This is a genomic window from Streptomyces sp. NPDC047017, from assembly GCF_040644175.1.
In the GTDB taxonomy this organism is placed as follows: domain Bacteria; phylum Actinomycetota; class Actinomycetes; order Streptomycetales; family Streptomycetaceae; genus Streptomyces.
The window spans coordinates 41,924-60,990 of record NZ_JBEYVW010000017.1 but is presented as its reverse complement, the minus strand read 5'-3'; the positions used below and the strand labels follow the sequence as shown (position 1 = coordinate 60,990).

Annotated in this window: 14 protein-coding genes, 3 pseudogenes and 1 riboswitch; of the genes and pseudogenes, 5 read left to right on the top strand and 12 right to left on the bottom strand. The window is 74.4% G+C overall.

Features of this window, described 5'->3' with window-relative positions:
* Positions 1–105 precede the first annotated feature (105 nt).
* From ABZ858_RS26465 to ABZ858_RS26445, 5 genes are all read right to left on the bottom strand, one after another.
* Positions 106–2,091, bottom strand: a complete 1,986-nt coding sequence (locus ABZ858_RS26465; RefSeq protein WP_361383471.1) for an FAD/NAD(P)-binding protein — start codon at positions 2,089–2,091, stop codon at positions 106–108.
* Between the two features lie 95 nt (positions 2,092–2,186).
* Positions 2,187–2,774, bottom strand: coding sequence for an SRPBCC family protein (locus ABZ858_RS26460; RefSeq protein WP_361383468.1), 588 nt, complete (start codon positions 2,772–2,774; stop codon positions 2,187–2,189).
* 58 nt (positions 2,775–2,832) lie between these two features.
* On the bottom strand, positions 2,833–4,425 hold the full coding sequence (locus tag ABZ858_RS26455; protein ID WP_361383465.1) for a class I adenylate-forming enzyme family protein: 1,593 nt from the start codon (positions 4,423–4,425) through the stop codon (positions 2,833–2,835).
* 298 nt (positions 4,426–4,723) lie between these two features.
* Positions 4,724–5,719 carry an NADPH:quinone reductase gene (locus ABZ858_RS26450; RefSeq protein ID WP_361383462.1) on the bottom strand — a complete coding sequence of 332 codons (996 nt, stop codon included), beginning with the start codon at positions 5,717–5,719 and terminating at the stop codon, positions 4,724–4,726.
* A gap of 111 nt (positions 5,720–5,830) precedes the next feature.
* Positions 5,831–6,835, bottom strand: coding sequence for a methyltransferase (locus tag ABZ858_RS26445; RefSeq protein WP_361383459.1), 1,005 nt, complete (start codon positions 6,833–6,835; stop codon positions 5,831–5,833).
* A 236-nt stretch (positions 6,836–7,071) separates the two neighbouring features.
* Here ABZ858_RS26445 and ABZ858_RS26440 point away from each other — a divergent pair, with 236 nt between their 5' ends.
* Positions 7,072–8,298 carry an MFS transporter gene (locus ABZ858_RS26440; RefSeq protein WP_361383456.1) on the top strand — a complete coding sequence of 409 codons (1,227 nt, stop codon included), beginning with the start codon at positions 7,072–7,074 and terminating at the stop codon, positions 8,296–8,298.
* Positions 8,299–8,332: 34 nt separating this feature from the next.
* Here the strand turns inward: ABZ858_RS26440 and ABZ858_RS26435 are convergent, their stop codons facing one another.
* The 4 genes and pseudogenes from ABZ858_RS26435 to ABZ858_RS26420 all read right to left on the bottom strand — a co-directional run bounded on the left by ABZ858_RS26435 (position 8,333) and on the right by ABZ858_RS26420 (position 11,638).
* A complete protein-coding gene (locus tag ABZ858_RS26435) occupies positions 8,333–9,925 on the bottom strand; it encodes a carboxylesterase family protein (protein ID WP_361383453.1) in 1,593 nt (530 codons plus the stop codon).
* A 34-nt stretch (positions 9,926–9,959) separates the two neighbouring features.
* Positions 9,960–10,319 (bottom strand): annotated as a pseudogene (locus ABZ858_RS26430) (hypothetical protein); the annotation flags it as partial.
* Positions 10,314–10,575, bottom strand: a pseudogene (locus tag ABZ858_RS26425) (hypothetical protein); the annotation flags it as partial. The pseudogenes ABZ858_RS26425 and ABZ858_RS26430, both read right to left, overlap by 6 nt.
* 247 nt (positions 10,576–10,822) lie before the next feature.
* Positions 10,823–11,638 (bottom strand): hypothetical protein, encoded by an 816-nt coding sequence (locus tag ABZ858_RS26420; RefSeq protein ID WP_361383450.1) that lies wholly within the window; start codon positions 11,636–11,638, stop codon positions 10,823–10,825.
* Positions 11,639–11,880: 242 nt separating this feature from the next.
* Between ABZ858_RS26420 and ABZ858_RS26415 the strand changes: the two are divergent.
* Positions 11,881–12,576: pseudogene (locus ABZ858_RS26415) on the top strand (helix-turn-helix domain-containing protein); the annotation flags it as partial.
* Between the two features lie 340 nt (positions 12,577–12,916).
* Positions 12,917–13,291 (top strand): VOC family protein, encoded by a 375-nt coding sequence (locus tag ABZ858_RS26410; RefSeq protein ID WP_361383762.1) that lies wholly within the window; start codon positions 12,917–12,919, stop codon positions 13,289–13,291.
* 154 nt (positions 13,292–13,445) lie between these two features.
* Here the strand turns inward: ABZ858_RS26410 and ABZ858_RS26405 are convergent, their stop codons facing one another.
* Together ABZ858_RS26405 and ABZ858_RS26400 are read right to left on the bottom strand one after the other, a co-directional pair.
* The gene (locus tag ABZ858_RS26405) at positions 13,446–14,342 is read right to left on the bottom strand and encodes an SDR family oxidoreductase (RefSeq protein ID WP_361383447.1); all 897 of its coding nucleotides are present in this window, start codon (positions 14,340–14,342) and stop codon (positions 13,446–13,448) included.
* A 165-nt stretch (positions 14,343–14,507) separates the two neighbouring features.
* Positions 14,508–15,515, bottom strand: coding sequence for a YncE family protein (locus tag ABZ858_RS26400; protein ID WP_361383444.1), 1,008 nt, complete (start codon positions 15,513–15,515; stop codon positions 14,508–14,510).
* A 214-nt stretch (positions 15,516–15,729) separates the two neighbouring features.
* Between ABZ858_RS26400 and ABZ858_RS26395 the strand changes: the two genes are divergently transcribed.
* Positions 15,730–16,626 (top strand): LysR family transcriptional regulator, encoded by an 897-nt coding sequence (locus tag ABZ858_RS26395; protein ID WP_361383441.1) that lies wholly within the window; start codon positions 15,730–15,732, stop codon positions 16,624–16,626.
* 72 nt (positions 16,627–16,698) lie between these two features.
* Here the strand turns inward: ABZ858_RS26395 and ABZ858_RS26390 are convergent, their stop codons facing one another.
* On the bottom strand, positions 16,699–17,289 hold the full coding sequence (locus ABZ858_RS26390; RefSeq protein WP_361383438.1) for a TetR/AcrR family transcriptional regulator: 591 nt from the start codon (positions 17,287–17,289) through the stop codon (positions 16,699–16,701).
* Positions 17,290–17,563: 274 nt separating this feature from the next.
* Positions 17,564–17,659: riboswitch (TPP riboswitch) on the top strand.
* Between ABZ858_RS26390 and ABZ858_RS26385 the strand changes: the two genes are divergently transcribed.
* Entirely contained in the window at positions 17,649–19,064 is a 1,416-nt protein-coding gene (locus ABZ858_RS26385; protein WP_361383435.1) for a cytosine permease, read from the top strand. Its footprint overlaps the riboswitch before it by 11 nt.
* Positions 19,065–19,067: the final 3 nt, after the last annotated feature.

Here is a 19,067-nt window from a genome sequence, read left to right as displayed (position 1 = left end):
GCACGTCCGGGGTGGGGCCCGGCACGTCCGACCCGGTCTCCTGACCGGCGGCGGCCCCGGATCTCCGGCCGACGGCCCCGGTGTACCGCCGCTCGACGGCCCCCGTCATACGATCACCGCTTCCCTGGCCAGGTCCGAGTCCTCGTACGCCCCCGCCGCTCCCGTCCCGCCCGTTCCCGGCAGGGCGAGCACCGCGCGGGCGACCGCGTCGGAGTCGGCCAGGGTGACCGAGTCGACGCCGGGCCGGATGCCGGCCGCGGTCACCCAGTGCACGTGCTCGGTGGGCACGCCGAAGGCGAACCGCCGCGGATGCGCCCGCCCCTGCGCGTCGATGATCCGGTACGGCCGCTCGGTGACGGCCAGGCCGCCGGTCTCGTAGCCGCCGCCCCGGGCACCGGGCACGCGGTAGGGGGCGATCTGGTCGGTGCGCAGCAGGTGCTGGAGCAGCGGGTCGGCGGTGCGCCGGACGTCGGGTTCGGGCAGGCGGGCCTCGATCAGCACGGTGGAGCGCACCGGTTCGCCGGGCACCAGGGGCGACTGGGCGACGAACCCGGGGGCGGCGGGGTCGATACGCACCTGGGTGCCGGGGCCGGTCACGGTGAGCACCCCGGCCTCGATCAGCGCGATCATCTCCTCGATGCGCGAGGCGGGCGGCCCGATGGACAGGAACGCGTTGAGCGGTGTGTACCAGCCCTCCAGTTCGTCGCGGTGCGAGGCGCCGTCCAGGCCGCCGTGGTCGACGGCGAGGCGGATCTCGTTGCGCAGGTCGCGCAGCACGTCCAGGGCGGCCTTGAGCGGGCCGCTGACGTTGCCCGCGCGGGCCGCCGCGACATCGGCGGCCAGGTGGTCCAGGAGCCAGGCGCGGAACCGGTCGCGGTCGGGGAACCGCCGGGCGCCGACCGGGTCGGCGAGCCGCTCCCAGTCCCAGCGGTCCGCCGCGCCGAACCCGAACTCCCGCAGCACGGCGTCCGGATCGGTGTCCGGTCCCGGCGCGGTGAACCGCTCGGTGAACGCCGTACGGTCGGCGTCCCGGCCGCGCCGGGTCAGCAGCGTCCCGTAGTAGACGCTCTCCACCTCGCGCGAGACGAGCGGCCACAGGTCGGCGGAGAAGGAGACGGCGTCGCCCCGCTCGGCGCGCCGGCGCAGCCCCGCGATGTACTCGGGGGTGAGCAGCCGCGGCAGGTGCCGTCCGTGCGCGCCCTTCTCGTTCTCGCCGCGCGCGTGGTACGGCACGCCCCGGCGGGAGAAGGCGTACAGGACGGGCTCGCGTCCGCAGGCGCGGTACACCAGCCGCCCGTCCACGCGGTCGTACGCGCCGCCGCGGCCCTGGGTGAACAGGGCCATGTGGTCGAAGAAGTTGAGTCCCAGGCCGCGCAGCAGCACGGGTTCGCCCGGCCGGACGGCACCGAGGTCGACGTCGGCCGGGTTGGCCGGGGTGACGTAGGTGAGGTGGTGGATGCGGGCGAGGGCGGCGGTGCGCTCCTGGCGGGCGGTGGGCCGGGCGGGCAGGTGGCCCAGGGTGAGCACGATCCCGTCGAGCGCGTTGAGCCGGGTGCCGTCCGCCAGGCGCACCCCCTGCGGTCCGCCGGGCACGCCGTGCACGTCGGCCATGGCGACCGCCCGGGAGCGGTGCACCCGTACCGTGACGTGCGCGGGCGCGCGGGCGGCCAGGCGCCGGAAGCAGTCGGCGAGGTAGGCGCCGTAGAAGGCGCGGCTCGGGTACGCGTCGGGGCCGAGCGCGCGGGCCTCGGCCAGGACGTCCGCGCCGAACTCGCCGGGCGCGGCCAGCAGCGCCAGTTCCTGCGCCCACTCGTGCAGGCTCGGGCCGGTCTCGACCGGGCCGTCGATCCGGCAGGTGCGGTCGGTGAAGACGGTGACCTGGGAGGCGACGGTGTTCATCAGCAGGTGGCGGGACTGCGCGGTGCGCCAGACCGCGCCGGCGCCGGGGGCGCCCGGTTCCACCACGTGCACCGTCAGGCCGCCGCCGGCGTGCCGGGGTGCGGCGCGTTCGTTGGCCAGCAGCCGTTCCAGGACCGACAGGCCGCGCGGCCCGGCTCCGATCACGCACACTTCGACATGGTTACCGCTCACGCGGGTTCCCTCCGTTCTCGTCTCGGCGCGGCACGGCCCCGCCCCGGCATCCGTGGGCGGTGGCGCGGTGCTCGACGGCCGCGCCACCGCGCGGTTCAGCCCTGTTCCACGACCGCCTTGACGCGTTCCAGGGTGGTGGCGACGTCGGCCGCCAGCTTGGCGTTCCAGTCGGTCACGAAGCGGTCGCGGCCGGCCTGGTCCAGGTCGGCGAAGATCTTCGACAGGCCCTCGGTGAGCGTGCCGAGGCGGTAGTGGTGGACGAGCAGGCTGCCGGCGCCGGCCGGGGTGATCTCGTACGACCAGACGCTGTCCTGGAGGCGGCCGGCGCTGTCCAGGATCGACCAGCGGAAGACGCGGCCGGGCTCGGCCTCCAGGATCTGCGACTCGGTGGTCCACGGGCCGCGGATCACCGGTGCCCAGGCCACCGTGTCGGTGCCGCGCACGTTGTCGCCGCGGAAGACGGCGCCCACGGTCCGCGGCTGCCCGGACACCCAGCTGCCGCCCGTGCACTCCGCGCTCCACTCGCCGCTGCGGGCCAGGTCGCTGACGGTGTCGTAGACGACGGCGGGCGGCGCGGCGATCGTGGTCTGCGCGCGGACCTCGAAGACGGCGGTGCGGCCGGCGGGGATGCCGGTGGCGGCGGTGTCGGTGTCGGTGTCGGTGTCGGTGTCGGTGTCGGTCATGGGGAACGTACCTTTCCTGCGGGCGAGTTGGCGGTTCGGCGGTGACGGCCGTGTTCGTTCAGGGCGCGGGCGGGGACGTCTGCGGGCCGGCCGCGAGCAGCCGGGACAGTTCGAGGCGCTTGATCTTCGAGGTGGCGGTGCGCGGCAGGTCCGCCCACGCCCAGCGCACCGGCGGGTCCATCGGCGGCAGGTCCGCGACGGCCTTCTCCCACCGCTCGGCGGACAGCGGCGCGTCGCCCCGGGTCGCCACGACCGGCACCGGCTGCCCGTCCCCGCCGGCCACGATGACGGCCTCCACCAGCTCCGGCAGCCGCTCCAGGACGAGGTCCTCGGCCTCCAGGTTGCTGCGCATCGCCGGGAGGCGGTCCACCTGCCGGTCCAGCAGGTGCAGGCAGCCGTAACGGGTGCGGTAACCGAGGTCGCCCATCCGCCACCAGTCGCCGAGGAGTTCGGCGGCGTAGCGCTCCGGCTCCCCGAAGTAGGTGACCGCGCGGCCCCGGGAGGTCACGTCGATGCAGCCGGGGTCGTCGAGGCCGGCCGGGCGGCGGTCGGCGGTGCGGGTGCGCACCCGGGTCACGCCGGGCACCGGGTGGCCGACGCAGCGCCCGTCGGCGTGGTCGGCGCCGCGCCGGGTGTAGACGCGCAGCGCGACCGGCCCGGTCTCGCTCTGTCCGTAGACCTGCCCCCACAGCGGGTTGCGGCGTTCGGAGGCGTTGAGCAGGCGGCGTACGGTGCGCGGGTGGATGGCGTCGAAGGTGCTGGTGAAGTAGCGCACCCCGGCCAGCGGGCGGCGCGGGTCGTCCGCCATGCCTTCCCACTGGAGGAACGTGTTGGGGTGGGTGTCCACCATGGTGGGACGGGTGCGGGCGAACAGGTCGGCGGCGGCCTCGGGGTCCGGGTCGGCGAGCACCACCAGCGGCATGCCGCGCCGCATCGCGACGGCGAGCGCCGCGTACAGGTGGGCGTGCGCGAAGGACAGGTGCATCGCGGAGGTCTCGCGGCGGCCGGCCACCAGCGGGGCCATGGCGGCGATCACGCGGTAGCGCCACTGGAGGGTGCGCGCGGTCTGCACGGCGATCTTCGGGACGCCCGTGGTGCCCGAGGTGTGGGTCATCAGCGCGGGCTGGTCCGGGTGCAGCCGTACCGGGGCGACGGGCGCGGCGCCGGCGAAGGCGGCCAGCGGGGTGCCGCCGTCCGCGCCGTCGTCGACGAGGAGCACCGTCGCGGCGAGGTCGTCCAGCGGTACGGCGGCGAGCGGTCCTGTCAGGGTGGCCGCGTCGGTGACGAGGTGCGGGCGCCGCAGCCGGGCCAGCAGTTCGGCGGTCGCGTCCGGGCCCACCTCGGAGGCGATCGGCACGGGTACGGCGCCGATCCGGGCGGCCGCGAACACGGTCAGCGCGTAGTCGAACCCGGTCCGCAGGTGTACGGCCACCCGCTCGGCGGGCCGTACCCCGGCCGCCCACAGCCGCGCCGACAGCCGCTGTACGACACCGGCCGTCTCGGCCAGCGTCAGCACCGGCCCGGCACCCTCCGCCAGCCGCGGCGTCTCGTCGAGGTGCACGGGGGTGTCGGGGTGGAGACGCGCGGCGTGCTCCACGAGCGTGCCGTAGTACATGCCGGCGTCGCCCTTCCAGGGGCGTCTGGACTGCATGGGGCGGGGCTCCTTGGTGAGTCGGGGGCGTCGATGGGGGGCGGGGCGATGCGATGCCAGGGGGTGCGCGGTGAGGGGCCGTCAGGTGTCGGGCGTCAGCGGTCAGGCGTCGGCCGTCAGGTGTCGAGCGCCAGCGGTCAGGTGTCGGCCGTCAGGTGTCGGCCGTCAGGTGTCGGGCGTTGACGGTCAGGCATCGGGTGTCGGGCGTCGGCGGTCAGGCATCGGGTGTCCGGCGTCGGGCGTCGGCGGTCAGGCATCGGGTGTCGGGCGTCGGCCGTCAGGCATCGGGCGTCGGCCGTCAGACGTCGGTTGTCGTCAGGTCCGGGCGCAGGACCAGCCGTCTGCCGTGCAGTTCGCCGTTCTCCATGCGGCGGTGCGCCTGCGCGGCGGCGCTCAGCGGGAGGGTCTCGGTCCGCCGCGGCCGCAGCAGCTTCGCCGCCAGCAGCCGGTTGATGTCGACGGCGGCGCGGGCCAGTTCGGCGGTGGTGGCGTGCGAGATGACGAAGCCGTGGATCGAGGCGTCCTTCATGAAGAACGGGCCGGCCGGCAGCACCGGCCGCGACCGCACCCCCGCCAGCATCACGATCCGGCCCCGCGGCGCCAGCAGTTCGACCGCGCCGGCCAGATCGTGGCCGCCGTGCGTGTCGATGTGCAGGTCCACCCCGCGCGGCGCCAGCTCCCCGATCCGCTCGGTGAGCGCCGGGTCCCGGTAGTCGAGGGTGCCGGCCGCGCCGAGGGACGCGCAGTACTCCGCGTCGTGCGCCGAGGCCGTCGCGATCACCCGGGCGCCGGCCTCCACGGCCATGACGACCAGGGCGCTGCCGACGTTCCCGGCGGCGCCGGTGACCACCACCGTCTCGCCCGGCCGCAGCCGCCCGTGCGCGAACAGCGCGAGGTGCGCGGTGGCCGCCGGGTGCGCCGTGGTCACCGCGTCCGCGGGGTCGACGCCGTCGGGCAGGTGGTAGAGCCGGTCCACCGGTACGGCCACCCGCTGTGCCGCCGCTCCCTGCCGCCCCTCGTGGCCCAGGCTGTTGCACCACACCCGGTCGCCCGCCCGGAAGCCCGGGGTGCCCGCGCCGGCCGCGGCGACCGTTCCCACGGCGTCCCGCCCGAGCACGTACGGGAAGGGCAGCGGGGTGCTGAAGATCCCGGAGCGCACGAAGGTGTCGACGGGGTTGACCGTCGCGGCCATCACGTCGACCAGGACGTCGGTGGGGCCGGGCACGGGGTCGGGCAGTTCACCGAACCTGATCTCGTCCGGCGGGCCGAGCTTCTCAACGTATGCGGCAAGCATGCGCCGACAGTGGCAACCGGGCGCGGCCCCTCCCAGCGCCGGCCACCGAATATGTCAGGTCGCGCGCGGCCGTACGCACGGTCGCGCCTTCACCGGGCCCGGGGTCAGGGGTCACGCCTCCGCTTCGAGGAGCCGGAGCGTCCCGCCGACCGGCAGCTGCCGGACCGCGCGGAACCCGGCCTTCTCCAGCAGCGCGGACAGCTGCGCGGCCGACCGCAGACCGCTGCCATGGATGTTCAGCATGTGCAGGTCGAGCAGGCGCCCGTACCGGGTGTCGGCCGGCGGGTCGGCGATCAGCACCCGCGCGCCGGGGACGGCCGCGGCCCGGACGTTGCCGAGCAGGGTGAGGGCGCGGGCGTCGTCCTGGTCCATCAGGACGCGCTTGAGGACATACAGGTCGGCGGCCGGCAGCGGGTCGGTGAGGAAGTCGCCCGCGACGACCCGCACGCGGGCGCGCAGCGGTCCCGCCAGCTCCCGGCCGGCGTGGCGGACGACCTCCGGCAGGTCGAACAGGACCCCGCGGGTGCCCGGTGAGCGGCGCAGCAGCTCGGCGAGCAGGCTGCCGCGCCCGCCCCCGATGTCGGCGACCGTGGCGTGGCCGCTGACGTCGACGGCGGCGCCGAAGGCATCGGCCTCGTGCCGGGAGATGTCGCTCAGGCCCTGCTGGAGGATCTCCTCGGCCTCCGGGTGGCGGCGGACGTAGGCGTAGTACGGCATGCCCTGGGCGCTCTCGAACGCGGGCGCGCCGGAGCGCACGCTGTCCGTCAGTCCCGGCCAGCCGCCGGTCAGCCAGGCCGAGCCCATCATCGTCACGTAGTGCCGTACCGAGTGCGCGGTGCCGGACCGCAGCAGCTCGCCGGTCTCGGTGCACTCGACCCGGCCGTCCCCGGTGTCCCGCAGGACGCCCAGGGCCACCAGGGTCTCGGCCAGCCGGGCCAGTGCTCCGGCGTCGGCGTCCGCCAGGTCGGCGAGCCGGGTGACGGACAGCGGTCCGTCCGCGAGGTGGTCCGCGAGCCCCAGCCGGGCGGCGGCGGCCACGGCCTGGGTGTGCGCGGTGCCAAGGGCGAGGGTCAGCAGCCGCTCGGCGGCGGACTCCTGCGGTGTCGTCTCGAACATGGCTGCTGTCTAAGCACGCCCGCCACCTGCGGCAAGACGGCCGGCGGCACTCCGTCATCTCGTGGGCGGCGGGTGCGGCGGCGGGGCCGGGCGGGCGCGGCGGCCGGACCGGGCGGGCGAGTTGACGGACTTTCCGCCGTCGCGTTGACGGCGCCGGGCGGCGTTCCGAGGATGCGTCGGATCGCCCGGACCCGGCCCCCTTCCGTGACCGGCCAGCACCTGAGAGAGGCAGCGACGTGGACAACCCGCAGCAGATCCGGCCGCCGCAGGACCGGGCGCCCCAGGACCGGACGGAGGGGACGGCAGGCGCGCCGGACGGTCCCGCGCGGCAGGAGGCGCCCGCCGCGCCGCGGGGCCGCTGGGGGCACCTGCTGGTCTGCTGGCTGATCGAGTTCGCCATCGGCACCGACCTGTTCGTCATCTCGCCGCTGCTGCCGCGCATCGCGGAGTCGTACGAGATGCGGGCCGCGGACCTCGGCGCGGTGGTCACCGCCTTCTCGGTCGCCTACATCGTCGGCGCGCCGCTCATCGGCTCCGTCGCCGACCGGGTGGACCGCCGGCTCGTCCTGGTCGGCGGGCTGCTGCTGTTCACCGTGGCGAACCTGGCCACCGCGTTCGCCCCGAACTACCCCGTCCTGCTGCTCACCCGCGTCCTCGCCGGGCTCGCCTCCGGCGCGGCCAACCCCGCGGTGTACGCGGCGACCGCCGTCATGGCGCCGGACGCCAAGCGGGGCCGGTGGCTCGCGGTCGTCAGCTCCGGGCTGCTGTCGTCGCTGGCGCTCGGCGCCTCGATCGGCTCCGCGCTGGGCCGCGGTGTGGGCTGGCGGCCGGTGTTCGTGGGCATCGCGGTCCTCACCCTGCTGCTCGGCGCGGCCGCCTGGGCGGTGATGCCGGCGATGCCCGGGCAGGCCGGGGAACGCAGCCGCCTGCCGCTGGGCGCGGCGCTGCGCGCGGTGAGCGTGACCGCCGTGTGGGCGCTGGCCGTCTACCTGCTGTACACGTTCCTGGGCGTCGCCCTCGACGCGCGCGGCCAGGGCGGTTCGACCCCCTGGGTGCTGGTGGTCTACGGCGTCGGCGCGGTGGCGGGCGGCCTGCTCGGCGGCCAGCTGACCGACCGCTGGGGCGCGGGACGCACCCTGACCACGGTGCTGCTGTGCATGGCCGCGATGGAACTGGCCGTCTGCGGCCTCTTCCACACCGGGAACGTGATGCTGCTCGCGGCGGGGCTCGCCGTCTTCGCCGTGTGCACGTACGCGATGTTCGCGCCGCAGCAGGGCCGGGTCGTGTCGCTCTTCCCGCGCAACGCCACCGCCGTGCTCGCCTGGAACAACAGCGCCCTCTTCGTCGGCGCCGGCCTCGCCGGGGCGGTGGGCGGACCGCTGCTGAACGCGCTGTCCTACGGCTGGCTGCTGGTGTTCGGCGCGGTCCTGGCCGCGGGGGCGGCGGCGCTGAGCCGCGCCTGAGCAGCGGCCCGGCCGCCGGCCGGGCAGCAGGTGCTCACGGACCCAGGAGCCGCAGCGGCACTCCCCGCCACAGCGCCCGTACGTCCGAGGTGGCGTCGTCGCGCACGTGGTCGTCCGGGACGGCCCAGTACTTCACCGGGGTCGCGTCGGCGGTGACCGGCGGCCAGCCCGGGTCGCCGTGGGCCGCGAAGCCCACCCACGCGCCCAGCATGCGGCGGGACAGGGCCCGGTCCTGGGCGTCGGGGGCGCCGCCGATGAGGAAGGCGGCGCCTTCCGCGTCCAGGTTGCCGAAGGCGAACGGTATGTCGGCGGTGTGCCAGGGCCTGGCCTGCCCGTCGGCGGTCGGGCGGCGGCGCGCGAACCGGGCCAGGTGGGCCCGTCCGCCGGCCCGGGCGTGCCGCTCGGCGAGCCGGCTGCTGCCCTCGCCGAACCGGGCGTCGCCGCTGAGCGCGAGGTACCGGTCGAGCACCGGGGCGCCGGGCATCAGCGCGCGGTAGCCGTCGAGCAGCCGCGCGGGCAGCCCCAGGACCTCGGCGAACGCGGCGAGTTCCGGCTCCGAGGTGACCTCCCGCACGGCACCGACCGCGTGCGGGAACCAGTACTCGTCGAGCGTGTGGCACACCAGCAGGCCGACGTCCCGGCCGGCACCGGCGGCCCCGGCGCCGAGCGGGTCCCCTGCGTCGAGCCGGTCCCCGGCGCCGAGCGGGTCCCCGGGGAGTACGTCCCCGTCGACGACGGGCTGGAAGAGCACCGGGTCGTACGCCTGGACCGCGGCCACGGGACGGTCCGCGCACTGGCGGGCGACCGTGTCCGAGGCGGTCACCAGGCGGTGCGGCGCGGCGGAGAGCAGTCCCTGGGCCGTGGGCGCGACCCCGGCCTCGGCCGCGATCCGCGCCGTGATCGCGGTGGCGACCTCGACCGGGTGGAAGGCGTGCGGCACGCTGTGGACGATGGCCCGGCGGAACAGCCCGCGGGCCCGTTCCATGGTCAGCAGGCAGGCGATGGAGCCGGCGCCGGCGGAGTGCCCGGCGACCGTGACCCGGCCGGGATCGCCGCCGAACACGGCGATGTTGTCCCGGACCCAGCGCAGGGCGGCCACCTGATCGAGCAGCCCGCGGTTGGCGGGGAAGCCCGGCACCTGCCCGAACCCCTCGAATCCGACCCGGTAGTTGCAGCTGGCCACGACCAGCCCCGCCCGGGCGAGCGCGGCGCCGTCGAAGTCGGGCTGGGCGGAGGAGCCGAAGGTGTAGGCGCCGCCGTGGACCCAGACGAGCACCGGCAGCGGGCCGCCGCCGTACGGCCGCTCGGGCGTCCACACGTTGACGGTGAGGACGTCCTCGTCCCCGGGCCGCCACACCGGCGAGCCGGGCAGCTCGGCGGACTGCGGCGCGACGGGTCCGAAACGGGTGCCGTCCCGGGTGGCGCCCGGGTCGGTGACGGGCCGCGGCCCGCGGAAGCGGTACGGGCCGAAGGGCGGGGCGGCGTACGGAATCCCGAGGACGGCCACGACACCGTCCACCGCACGGCGACCGCGAATCCGGCCGCTGGTCGTGCGGAAGACGGCCCCGGGGCCGCCCTCGCCGCCCAACCCGGGTCCGCCCTCGCCACCCAGCTCGGACCCCGTCATGCCACTCCTCTCACTGCTCGTCTCACTGCTCGTCTCACTGCTCGTCGCGCAGGCGGGCCGCGAGCGAGGTCAGCGGCTCGGTCTCCTCGGTGCGGCCGAGGGCGGTCAGGCGGGAGACCGCGGCGTCGAGGCGGGTGAGGGCGGGGGCGGGTCGCTTGAGGTAGATGCCCTCCACGGCGCCCGCGAGGCGCACACACTCGGCCCACTCGCCGGCGTCGCCCCCCTCCGGTCCCGGCGCGCCCAGCAGCGCGAGGGCCTGGTCGAGGGCGGTCAGGGCGTCCTCGTACGCACCGGCGTAGGCGTTGACCCGTCCGTGTTCGTAGGCGAGGGCGGGGTCCAGCGCGCGTCCGCGGGCCTGGTACGCGGCGGCGCGGGCCTCGTCGGCGACCCGGCCGATCCAGTGCTGCACACCGTCCAGGTCGGCCAGTTCACCGAGGACATGGTGGTCGCGGCCGAGGTCGAAGGGGGCCAGTGCCGCCTTGACGGCCGCCCAGTCACCCGCCCGGGCCGCCTACCACCAGCGCCTGCACGCGCGCGTCCCCGAGCGCGTGCGGGGTGTACATCCCGTTCTTCTGCCTGCGCGGGACGGGGAGGGCGTGCGGGTCCGCCACCGGTCTCTCCGCACCCTTGCCCCACAGCCTGCCGAACATACCGCGCCCTCCCCTGGTACCCCCGGTACCGCGTGATCGTCCACGCAGCATAAGCGGCCCCACTGACACCGCTTCCACAGAGTTTTCACGAGTGCTTCGCGGGACCGGTGCCGTGCCCGCGCCACGGGACCGCTTCACGGCCACGGCACGGGCACGACAGGGCTACTGCACGGAGACGGCAGGGGTACTGCCCGAGGTACAGCAGGGATACGGCAGGGATACAGCAGGGAAACGGCAGGCGGCGGCGTCAGTCGCTGACGCGCGCGGGCAGCGCCGTGACGCCGGCCGGCTGCCCGGCCTTCACCTTCGGCTTCGCCTTCGCGGGCGCCGGAAGCGTGTAGTTGGCCACGAGCTGCTTGATCCCGGCGATGTCGTACGCGGTGTAGTTGACGCCGGTCTTGTTGGTGGGTCCGCCGTTGGGCGAGCACATCAGCGGCCGCCAGCCGGCGGAGTTCTTCACGCAGTCGAAGGGCTTCACGACGCCCTTGGAGTCACGGGTGTTGGGGTGGTCCAGGCCGATGGCGTGACCCAGCTCGTGCGCGTTGGCGTTCCAGATCATCGCGAAGTCGAGCGTGGTGTTCTTGCCGGTGCCGCTGAACCAGCCCGGGTGGTCCCAGTACTCCTTGTCCATGTCGATCCAGGCGCCGTACGCCGTGTCGTCCCGGGTGTCGTAGCAAGGGCTGGTGTGGCTCATGCCCTTGTCCTTCATGGGCCGGGTCTTCAGGCCGATCACGATCGTGTGGATCGGCGCGGTGGAACAGGCCGTCGGTTCGGGCAGGTTGGTGGCACTGACCGTGAACTTGACGCCCGTCTGCTTGGTCATCCAGTCGGCCAGCGGCTTGTAGTAGTACTCCAGGGTCTTGCGGGCCGCGCTGTCGGCGAACGTGATGGTGTACGTCGCGTTCTTGTTGAGGGAGTGGATGCCGTCGCCGCTCGCGGTCATCGAGCTCTCCAGCTGCCAGCCGGTGCCCTTGTAGACCTGGGTGCCGGCCGCGGAAGCGTGCCCCGCCGTGAGCAGGGTGGCGGCCGCGACGGCGGCCAGGGTGGTGAAGACCTTGCGCATGATTCCTTCAGCTGTCGTGGGCAGGAACCGAACAATCATGCGACGCCCGGCCGTTGGGAACAAGTGATCATCGGCTGGCCCGACCGGTCGACACCCTTCCGCTTTCACCTCGGACCTGTTGCGTACTGTAGCTATTTCCGCAGGCCGGAGCAGCAGATCCGTTGCAATGAGAGAGAAGTCGACGCTAGGGTGGCGGGGTAAGGGAGTGTGGTGAAGGACCACGGACCGCCGAGGAGACCGCGATGCCGGGAGGCAGGCTCACCCAGCAGAACCGCCGGCAGATCGCGCTGGGGCTGGCCGACAGCCTGCCCTATGCCGAGATCGCCCGCCGCCTGGAGCGCCCGACCTCGACCGTCACCCGCGAGGTGATGCGCAACGGCGGCCCCACCTCCTACCGCGCCGACCTGGCCCACCGTGCCACCGAACGCCGCGCGCACCGGCGCAGGACCGCCGCCTCCGGCCCCCGGGAGACGGTCGCCCAGCCGCACGGCCGCGACGCGCAGGCGGTGGCCGAGTACGAGGAGACGCTCACCACGGTCCTCATGGCCACCGGCCTGAACAAGATGTCGGCCCGGGTGCTGACCTGCCTGTTCACCACGGACGCGGGCAGCCTCACCGCGTCCGGACTCGCCGGTCGCCTCCAGGTCAGCCCGGCGTCCGTCTCCAAGGCGATCGCCTTCCTGGAGAGCCAGAGCCTCGTCCGCAGGGAACGCGACGAACGCCGTCGCGACCGGTACATCGTCGACGACGAACTCTTCTACCAGGCGACGATCGCCGGCGCCCGGTCCAACGACCAGCTCGTGCGCACCGCGCGCGAGGGCGCCGCCGTCCTCGGCCCGCACACCCCCGCGGCCGACCGCCTGGAGAACCTCGCCCGCTTCCTCGACTTCATCAGCGAGAGCATCACCCGCGCCGCCGAACAGGCCCGCGAAGTCCTCCGCACCAGCCCCGCGGCGCCCCCGGCCGGCACGGACCACGCGGGCGGCCAGGACCACGAAGGACAGACGGCCGGGTGAGGGCCGCGTGCCCGGTCGGACGCCCGTAGTCCGAAGACCAGTTGGCCCGGCCCGCGAGATCGAGTAACGTCGTCCGACGTGAACACCGGACCGGCACTACGCCACACACGGACGGGCGATCCGGTGGTGACCTGACCGCCTCGCGGGTGCGCGACAAGCACCAGCACCCCTTCGGTTCGACACGCGGGCCTCCCCGTGCGCATGCACCGCGAGTCCCTTTTCCCCGTGTTTCCCCGTGTCGAACCGCAGCGAGGTCACCCGCATGCCCGTCACCTTCAACCACACCATCATCGCCGCCAAGGACCGCGGCGCGTCAGCCCGTTTCTTCCGGGAGCTGCTGGAACTCCCCGAGGCACCCTCGTGGGGACCCTTCACCAACATCCAGCTCACCGACGGCGTCCTGCTCCAGTTCGCCGAGCCGCCGGTGGAGATCCAGATGCAGCACTACGCCTTCCTCCTCGACGACGACCTGTTCGACCGGGCGTACCGGCGGCTGTGCGAGCAGGGCGTCGTGCACTGGGCCGATCCGCAGATGCGCCGCCCGGGCGAGATCAACCACGAACACGGCGGCCGGGGCGTCTACTTCAAGGACCCCGCCGGTCACGCGATCGAACTGATCACGCGCCCGTACCTGTGAGCCCCGGCCCGGCCGGACGCGGCGCGCTCAGGGGGCGCCGGTGCGCCTTTCGAAGCGGGTGCCCGGCCACCGGCGGGTGCCCGGCCACCGGCGGGGAGATCGCCGGTGGCGCGGGGATCGCCGGTGGCCGGGCGGTCCGGCGGCCGAGCGCGGCTCACGCCTCGGCGTATGCGCCGGCCTCGATGTCCTGCACCAGGGTCGGCCCGGTCGGGGTCCAGGACAGCAGTTCGCGGGTGAGGTCGCTCGACGCGGTCATCGTGTCCGCGAAGAAGCCGCTGACGAAGCCGAAGTGGTCGGCGGCGTCCTGCGGGGCGACCGAGACCACCGGCAGGCCGAGGTGGCGGCCGATGGCCTCGGCGATCGTCCGGGTGGTGAGGGACTCCTCCGCGATCGCGTGCAGCCGCGTTCCGGCGGGCGCCGACTCCAGCCCGAGGCGGACCAGGCGCGCCGCGTCCGAGCGGTGCACCGCCGACCACGTCGTGGAGCCGTCCCCGATGTAACCGGAGACGCCCTGCTTGCGGGCGGCGTCCACCAGGAACTTCACGAACGCCCAGTCACCGGCGCCGTGCACGGTCGGCGCGAAGCGGGTGATGACGGTCCGCACGCCCCGTGCGGCGTAGTCCAGGGCGAGGTTCTCGCTGCCGCCGCGGTCCGAACCCGGTCCCACGGCCGGGCAGGCGTCGGTCTCCCGCACGGGCCTGCCCTCGACGATGCCGGAGATGGTCGCCGCGACGACGAGCGGCCGGCCGGTGCCGACCAGGGCCTCGGCGAGGGTCTCCACCGCCGCCCGCTCGGCCCGGTCCGATCCGGCGGGGTCGCCCCAGTCGTGCTTGTTGGCCAGGTGGACCACGCCTTCCGCGGCGGCGGCCCCCCGGTGCAGGGAACCGAGATCGTCCAGGTCACCGCGCAGGACCTCGGCCCCCTTGCGGGCCAGGAACGCCGCGGACCGGTCCGACCTGGCGAGGCCGACGACCTCGTGCCCCGCGGCCATCAGGTCGTCGACGGCGGCGGAACCGATCCAGCCGCTTGCTCCGGTCACGAACACACGCATGCGCGTGCCTCCTTCGAGAGAGGAAGAGATTGATGGGGAGAGATAGACAGATAGACAGACAAAGAGATGGAGAGGGAAAGGGAGGGGGAAAGTGGCGCCTCTGACATACGAGGCATCGTGTCCCGAAATTTATCAGTAACGAGACACCATGTCTAGATATAAGGCTCAGGCCGCGCGCGGGATGTACGCCAGCCCGTGCGTCCCCGTCTCGCCGAACCCCGCGTGCTTGATGCGCGCCAGCCGCTCCGACGCCCGCAGGTCGACGACGTCGACGACCCCGGAGGCGTACGAGGCCACATAGGCGATCCGGCCGTCCGGGGACGAGGTGATGGTGAGCGGGCAGCGGCCCACCTCCAGGCCGCCCAGCCGCTCGCCGGTGGCGGCCGAGAAGACCGTGAGGCGGCCCGGCGCCATGCGGACGCCCCCGGGCCGGCGCTCCGGCTCGACGGCCACTTCGCCCGCGAGCAGCAGTCCGGCGCCGGTCAGGTGCAGCGGCATGACGGGGTCCTGGGCCGGCAGGGTGTCGACGACGGTGGCCGACTCGATGTCGACGACCTGGATGCCGGGAGCCGGCCGGTCCCCGGGGGCGGCGAAGGACCCGTTGTAGGGGGCCGCGACGAAGGCGCGCGTGCCGTCGGCGGAGACGGCGACGCCTTCACTGCCGGGCACGCCGGCCTTCGCGGTGAGGGTGCCCCGCTCCAGGTCCAGGAGCGAGACGAAGGGCGCCTCCTTGTTGGCGACGCACGCCGTCCGGCCCGCCGCGTCGAGGGCGACCCAGTGCGAGCCCGGCGCGCCGGAGTCGATCCTGCCCACCGGTCGGCGGGTCCCGGTGTCGATCACCACGACACCGCCGGGCCGGTCCGCCGAGCCCTCCACACTGACGTAGAGGCGATTGCGGACCGCGTCCAGCGCGATCCCGTGCGGCGCCTGCTCGGGGGCGAGGTCGACGACCTCGACGACGCGGCGCAGGTCGGGGTCGATGACGGTCAGTTCGGTACGCCGGCCGCTGTGCGCGTGGTAGAAGCCCGAGCGGTACGTCTGTGTGCACCACAGCAGCCGGTGCACCGGGTCGAAGCACAACTCGTGCGGTTCGGCGAGGGTTTCCACCGCGCCCAGGTACTGGTCGGACGCGGCGTCGAAGAAGGAGACGGCCGCTGTGCTCTGGCTGACCACGGCCAGGACGTCACCTTCTCGGTCCGCTCGCGGAGACTCTCGCGGGGACTGTGGCATGGTGCGACTCCTTCCGGGAGGAGAGGGGGTCGGGGCGTGTCCGCTCCGTAGTTCCACTCTCCGGGCCGGCAAGCGCCAGGGCAATGCAAAGATTGACGAGGAGACCTTGCAGAAAATGCAAGGACGCAGGTGAGAAGGGGTGAGGTGGAGCAGGACGATGGATCTCAATCTGCTGAGGGCGCTGGACGTCCTCCTTCAGGAGAACAGCGTGACGCGGGCCGCCGAGCGGCTCGGGACCTCGCCTTCGACGACCAGCCGGATGCTGGCCCGGCTGCGCCGCGCGGTGGGGGACCCGCTGCTGGTCAGGGCCGGCCAGGAACTGGTACCGACCGCGCGGGCGCTGGAACTGCGCCAGGAGGTCGGCGCGTTGCTGCGGGGCTGCGACAACGTGCTGCGCCCCGGGGCCGGTTTCGACGCCGGGCACCTCCGGCGCACCTTCCGGGTGCAGACCACCGAAATCCTGGTGGCGGGGGTGGCCGGGGCCCTGATCGAGAGCATCCACGCGGAGGCCCCGGACGTGGACGTGGTGTTCCTGCCGGAGGCCGTGGAAGGCGGGGCGGCGCTGCGGCAGGGCGGGGTGGACGTCGAACTGGGCGTCCTGGACAACCTGGACCCGGAGATCCGGACCCGGCCGCTCAAACGGACGGCACTGGTCGGCGTCGCCCGCAGCGGCCATCCCCTCTTCCGCGGGCGCATCGACGCCCGCCGCCTCGCCGCCGCCGACCACATCGGCATCTCCCGGCTCGGCAAGCGCCTCGGTCCCCTGGACACCGCGCTCGCGGAACGCGGGCTGCGGCGCCGTACCGCCGTCGTGGTGCCCAGCCACACCAGCGCCATGATGCTCGCGAGCGACAGCGACCTCGTCGCCCTCACCGTGGCCGACTGGCTCCCCGGCACGATCGCGGCGCTGGGCCTGCGCACCTTCCCCATCCCCCTCGAACTCCCCTGCCTGGAGCTGGGGATGGCCTGGCACCCACGCAACTCGTCCGACCCGGGCCACCGCTGGTTCCGCGACCGGCTGGCCGCCGTGGTGGCCCCGGCTGAAGCCACCTGACCCGGAGCCGGGCCGGGGGGACGGCGTGGCGTCGGGCGGCATCGCCGGGGCGCCGGCGGTCACGCCAGCGGCTCAGTGCCGCCCGCGTGCGCGCAGTTCGCGCAGGAACGTCTCGGCCAGTTCCCGGGGGGCGAGCCGGGCGGGGTCGCGGCCGCTGAGCACCCAGAAGAAGGCGGGTCCGATCAGGAGGGCCGTGGCCTCGCCGACCGGGACCGGCCCGGCGCCTGCGCCTGCGCCGAGTACGCCCTCGATCACTGTGCGCGCGCTGTCACCCAGGACGTCCTTGGTGGCGAGGAGGTCCGCCACGGCGGGGTCGTGCTGCGCCTCCCCGAGCAGGGCCCGGTAGGCGGCGCCGGCCGGTGAGCGGGCGAGGAAGTCCACCAGTGCCGCCACATAGGCGGTGAGGTCGTCGACGGGCTCGCCGGTGGGCTCGACGGCGAGTTCCTGCTCCGCGTCCACCGCGCTGGCCTCGAAGAGGATCTCCGCCTTGGTCGACCACCAGCGGTAGACCGTCTGGCGGGACACACCGGCCCGCTCCGCGATGCCCTTCATCGTCATGGCCGCGTAGCCGACTTCGAGCAACTGGTCGTCGACCGCCCGCAGCACGGCCGTACGCGCCTGCTCACTGCGGGGACGCCCCACCTGTCCGTGCCGCCTCTCCATGGCGGCCACCATACATGGACAGCGTGTCTCGCAGAGCGGGCGTTCCGGTGCCGTTCCGTTGCATGCCCGCTGCTCAGAGGCGGTCTCCGCACCAGCGCGTCCGGGAAGACCGAGAGTCCGGGACCGCACCGGCGGACGGGCGGGCGGACGGCCGGTGCGGGCGGCCGGGCGGACGGCCGGTGCGGACGGACGGCCGGTGCGGACGGCCGGGCGGGCGGGCGGCCGGTGCGGGCGGTGCGGGCCCTCTCACCTGGCCGGGCTATCCTGGCGGCCGTACCTGGACACGGGGTGCCCCCGCGCGGGGGCTGAGATCACACCCGTCGAACCTGAACCAGTTAGGACTGGCGGAGGGATGTCACATGTCGTTGCCGTATGCCCATGGTGAAACGGCCGTCACCGACCCACGACACATCACGGCGTTCGACGGGCGCATGCCCTCGGCCCCCGGCGACCTGCGGGTGGAGGCGCGGGGCATCACGCCCGTGCCCGAGGACGCCCGCTACGGCGGCCCGGGGCGGCTGTTCACCGTCTGGTTCGCGCCCAACCTGACCATGACCGGCGTGTTCACCGGCACCGTCGGTGTCACGCTCGGGCTGGACTTCACGACCGCGCTGGCGGCGGTGGTGCTGGGCACCCTGCTGGGCGCGGTGCCCACCGCCTACCTGGGCACCTGGGGCAGCCGGACCGGCGCGGCGCAGCTGCCGCTGGCCCGGCTGGCCTTCGGCGGGTCGGTGGCCCTGCCGGGCGCCCTGCAATGGCTGTCGTCCATCGCCTGGGACGCGCTGATCGGCTTGTTCGGCGGGGACGCGCTGGCCCAGTTGTCCGGGTGGCCGTTCTGGGCGGGCGTCCTGGTGATGCTGGCCGCCCAGGGCGCCCTGGGCGTGCTCGGGTACGAGGCGATCCACCGCCTGCAGACGGTGATGACCTTCGCGCTCGCCGCCGCCTTCGTCCTGCTGGCGGTGAAACTGCTGCACGGCACGCACGCCGCGCAACCGGCCACCGCGCACGGCGCCGACCGGGCCGGCGCGTTCGTCCTGACCTGCACCGTCGCGCTGAGCCTCGCCCTGTCCTGGGCGCCGTACGCCAGTGATTTCAGCCGTTACCTGCCGCCCACCGCCTCACGCCGGCGCATGTTCTGGTGCACCCTGCTCGGCATCGGCGTGTCCTTCGTGGCGGTGCAGGCGCTCGGCCTGTGGGGGGCCGCCGAGTTCACCGACCAGACCGCCCACGGCGTCGACCGGCTCCTCGGCGGCGGTGTGCTCGGCACCTTCGGGCTGCTCGCGGTGGCGCTCGCGGCGCTGTGCAGCAACGCCATGAACGACTACAGCGGATCGCTGGCCCTGCAGACCATGGGCGTACGGCTGCCCCGCCCGGTGGCCGCCGCGTGCGCCGCGGTGCTCGGTTTCCCGCTGGTGCTGTGGATGCACGCGGCCGACACCACCGCCCGCTTCCAGAACGTGCTGCTGTTCGTCGGGTACTGGATCCCCGCGTTCGTCGCGATCGTGGTCGTCGACTGGGCCGCCCGGGCCCGGGTGCGCGGCGGCCGCCCCGTCGACCTGGCCGAGGAGGCGGCCCGCCCGCAGCCGTGGTGGCCCGCGCTCACCGCGTTCGTCGTCGCGTTCGCGGCGGCGGTGCCGTTCATGGACACCGGCCTGTACGTGGGCCCGGCCGCCCGCGCCCTGCACGGCGCCGACCTCGCCTACCCGGTGGCGTTCGCCGCCGCGCTGCTGGTCTACGCGCCGCTGCGGCTGCGGCGCGCGCACGACCACACCTGACGG